Below are 3,466 nucleotides of genomic sequence, written 5' to 3'. Positions count from 1 at the left end.
GCAGTTTGGGGTCGGGTTTATCCCGGCTCCTTTTCGGTTACCGGATGAGCTGCGTCTTGAGCTAGGTTTTAGCCCGGATACCATTCAACTACTCGAAGACGCAGGCTATAAGGTGAGCGTCAAAGCCAGTATGGGTCGTATCCAAACCATTCAAATTATTGATGGCAAGATGTACGGTTACTCTGATCCACGCAACCCGGATGGAGCAGCAATAGGTTATTAATTTGATTTGATTTTAACGTTTGGAAACGGCTATGTTTCTGTGAGGAGCATAGCCATTTTACTATCTGCATGGTTAGGGAGGGTTTAGATCAATGCTGGATAATGCTTTTTAATCGTTGTTCGCAGTAGCGTGAAAAAATCACTCACAGAATCAATGAATATTTCGGGTGAAAACTGTGTTTCAAAAGCGCTGTCTAAGTCATTAGCAAAGTCTTTTTCAAAGCGAGATAATTCCTCTAATAATCTCTGCAAAACATGCTCATCCACTTCGGACACATAATAATCCACAGCCTCTTCCAAGTTATCGGCATCACAAATGACATACATATCTTGGTTTAGATAACCGCCCATTAACTGAAAGATCTCTTCGTATTTGTGCATAGGATTTACCTTATCGGATAAGCTGTTAATATGTAATACTGTTTTCCATTATAACTTTTTGGATCTAGTACCACTCTAAGCTTTGAAGTCTGAACATAATTGCTAGTTCCTTTCGCAATGTATCCACCTACCTTATACCCACCAACGGTATGTTGAATCACTAATTTTCTTTTTTCACCGGATTTTATCCACTGTTCAATATAAAACCTATTTACTCGCATCGCCTCAGAAATAGCTCGCTCAGCGACTCTCAAATTAGTAAAAGAACTGGCCGCAGGACCAACTTTCGGATCGTTGGCCAAGCGGTATAAGAGATCTTTTTCAGTATGGCCTACGTGTCTACTGATCGTATGACCACCAGCTTTAGAACCCTTTACAGCCTCGTGCTCAGCCAACTTGATTCTACCGGCCCTTATCGTCGCCACCCTAGCAGCACCAATGGCAGAGGCAAATCCCATAGGAACAGCCAAGTCAACTGACAATGCGATTATATTGGCTGTTCCTTTTGATGCACCAAGCGTTTCTGCTGTATCAGTCACTGCTTTAGCAATTCTTGTATTACTTACGGTACCCGTTAATATTTGTTTAAAAGAAGAGTGAACCATATCCGCAGCATGTGCACCAACAACGATACAGCCAGCTTTGGTCAGCATGGTAGGTTCTGGGGCAGCACACATGCCGCCAGCGATGAGCATCTCAAGCATTCCACTCACGAGATTTAAACCACCCCATAAACGGTTACTAAGTATCTCCCCTTCGCTAATCGAGGCATTATGAAGTATGCCAGCCATCTGAACAGGCGATAAAACGATTCGTAATCCTTCTTCGGTTTGCATAAGTAGCACCTCAATGGCTATAAAAATTGCATCTCATTTTATCTGGTATTTTTTTCGCTTTTATGACACTATTTTTGATTTCTTAATTGTTAAACCATTGATTACGTATGACATATTAGTGTCATATCAATATGTTTAAGTTCTGTTAATCATTTATACGTGGATAAAATAACGTTTTTACAAGGAAAAACTATATCCATCCAATGCACTTTTGGACTTAATGGTCAACACGTTAGCGAATTTAATGTGGAGGGTAAAAGTTAAAGCTTTTTCCTGTATTCGTCACTTTTTTCGGGACACCCGAACATTTCCTTATAAATCAATAACTTAGTCTAAAATAGAGACGTTTTAGGGTGTCCCGGGTGTCTCGTTATGTTCGTTCGTGAGAAGAAAAATAAGTCAGGATCCGTTAGTATTCAAGTAGTTAGCAAGAAAAACGGTACCTACAAAGTGCTGAAATTCATCGGTTGCGCCACAACGCATCCGGACATTGAACGATTTAAATTAGAAGCAGAGCAGTACATTGTAGACAACAAGCCTCAATTAAGTTTTGACTTTGATTTCACTCGTGCCGAGGAAGATGAGCAAGCCGTCACGGTGGTCTCGTCACTGCAGAACAATCAAATACACGTGATTGACCCGGAGCTTATCTTTGGCCGTATCTATGATGCCATCGGCTTTAATCGGGTGCCTGATGAGTTGTTTCGGCACTTGGTGATTGCTCGCTTAGCTTATCCTTTCAGTAAACTTAAAACCATTACTTACCTCTTAAAATACTGTGGCGTTAAGCTGGAGATCAGTGCTATCTACCGCTTTCTAGACCGTTTAGCAGATCGCTACCAACCGTTGGTTGAGCAGATTGCCTTTGAGCACACTAAGCGCATGCAAGGCGGTCTGATTAGCGTTGTGTTTTATGACATGACGACGCTGCACTTTGAGGCGGAAGATGATGATGACCTACGTCAGGCGGGCTTTTCTAAAGTCGGTAAACACACGCATCCGCAGATTTACTTAGGCTTACTCGTGGGTGCTAATGGCTTCCCCATTGCTTACGATATTTTTGCCGGTAAAAGCTATGAGGGACATACCCTCATACCCTTTCTGGAGCGTTTTAGCGTACGGTTTAATCTTGGTAAACCCTTTGTCGTTGCCGACAGCGGACTACTCACTAAGGCCAATATCGAAGCGTTAAAGGCCAAAGACTACACCTACATCATCGGTGCCCGGCTCAAGACGGAGAGCGCCAAACTAAAACGAGAAATACTTACCGTCAATTGTGAAGACGGCTTAGCCCACTCCTTTACCAAGGACGAGGCTGAACGCTTAATTGTGCATTACAGTAGCAGTAGAGCTCAGCGCGATAAAGATAACCGTCGTAAGGGCTTAGAGCGGCTTCAGCAACGGCTGCGTAGTGGCAAACTGACCAAGTCTCATTTGAACAATCGAGGTTATAACAAGTACCTTAAAATGCACGGTGAGATCCATGTGGCTATTGAGATGGAGAAGTACGAAAGCGATGCGGCTTGGGATGGTCTCAAGGGCTACGTCACCAACACCACGCCGGATGCCGAGGAGCTGTTAGCGCATTATGGTCAGCTTCGGCAGATAGCGAAGACCTTCCGCATTATGGTCAGCTTCGGCAGATAGCGAAGACCTTCCGCATGTCAAAGACGGAACTGAGCCTATAAGACCTTGGAAACGGCACTGTACCAAGAAAGATCCGGCCCATCCTTAAAACAGGCTGCCGAATTAACCCGGACTATGTATCAAATTCAAATGGAGCTACCCAATAGCAAAAAAACGTCAAACGATCCTGCTAGGTATGGATGAACAGCAGCAAGAATTGCTCAAAATCTGCGAAAAGCATTTTGGGGAGCCCAAATGACGAAAACAGGAGCATCAATCGGCTTATTTAATGGCTGTCGGCGGTGCTGCTTATTTGGTTTCTAAAGCTATCCGCGGTGCTAAGGTGGTTGCTTTTGAAGACCTTGGTATGGAAGCCATTTATGAGTTTGAGGTGAAGGATA

4 protein-coding genes and 1 pseudogene are annotated in these 3,466 nt (G+C 43.6%); 3 read left to right on the top strand and 2 right to left on the bottom strand.

The window, feature by feature from the left end:
- Nucleotides 1–223: gamma-glutamyltransferase (locus HMPREF3179_RS11865; RefSeq protein ID WP_210398746.1), on the top strand; the 223-nt coding region annotated here is incomplete at its 5' end.
- Nucleotides 224–306: 83 nt separating this feature from the next.
- On the opposite strand, the gene HMPREF3179_RS03140 is transcribed toward HMPREF3179_RS11865, so the two are convergent.
- Together HMPREF3179_RS03140 and HMPREF3179_RS03135 are read right to left on the bottom strand one after the other, a co-directional pair.
- On the bottom strand, nt 307–603 hold the full coding sequence (locus tag HMPREF3179_RS03140) for a contact-dependent growth inhibition system immunity protein (protein WP_048766897.1): 297 nt from the start codon (nt 601–603) through the stop codon (nt 307–309).
- A gap of 5 nt (nt 604–608) precedes the next feature.
- The gene (locus HMPREF3179_RS03135; RefSeq protein ID WP_070469700.1) at nt 609–1,439 is read right to left on the bottom strand and encodes an RNase A-like domain-containing protein; all 831 of its coding nucleotides are present in this window, start codon (nt 1,437–1,439) and stop codon (nt 609–611) included.
- Between the two features lie 372 nt (nt 1,440–1,811).
- Between HMPREF3179_RS03135 and HMPREF3179_RS11860 the strand changes: the two genes are divergently transcribed.
- Together HMPREF3179_RS11860 and HMPREF3179_RS11855 are read left to right on the top strand one after the other, a co-directional pair.
- A complete protein-coding gene (locus HMPREF3179_RS11860) occupies nt 1,812–3,086 on the top strand; it encodes an IS1634 family transposase (RefSeq protein WP_083290681.1) in 1,275 nt (424 codons plus the stop codon).
- 244 nt (nt 3,087–3,330) lie between these two features.
- A pseudogene (locus HMPREF3179_RS11855) lies at nt 3,331–3,466 on the top strand (fumarate hydratase C-terminal domain-containing protein); the annotation flags it as partial.

The organism is Oligella sp. HMSC09E12 (assembly GCF_001808505.1).
Classification (GTDB): domain Bacteria; phylum Pseudomonadota; class Gammaproteobacteria; order Burkholderiales; family Burkholderiaceae_B; genus Oligella; species Oligella urethralis.
Note: the sequence above shows the minus strand (reverse complement) of the source record. Positions and strands in the feature narration are given on the sequence as shown.

Coding starts and splice junctions, on each gene's coding strand:
- HMPREF3179_RS03140 (WP_048766897.1), bottom strand. CDS start 603: ATGCACAAATACGAAGAGATCTTTCAGTTAATGGGCGGTTATCTAAAC.
- HMPREF3179_RS03135 (WP_070469700.1), bottom strand. CDS start 1,439: ATGCAAACCGAAGAAGGATTACGAATCGTTTTATCGCCTGTTCAGATG.
- HMPREF3179_RS11860 (WP_083290681.1), top strand. CDS start 1,812: ATGTTCGTTCGTGAGAAGAAAAATAAGTCAGGATCCGTTAGTATTCAA.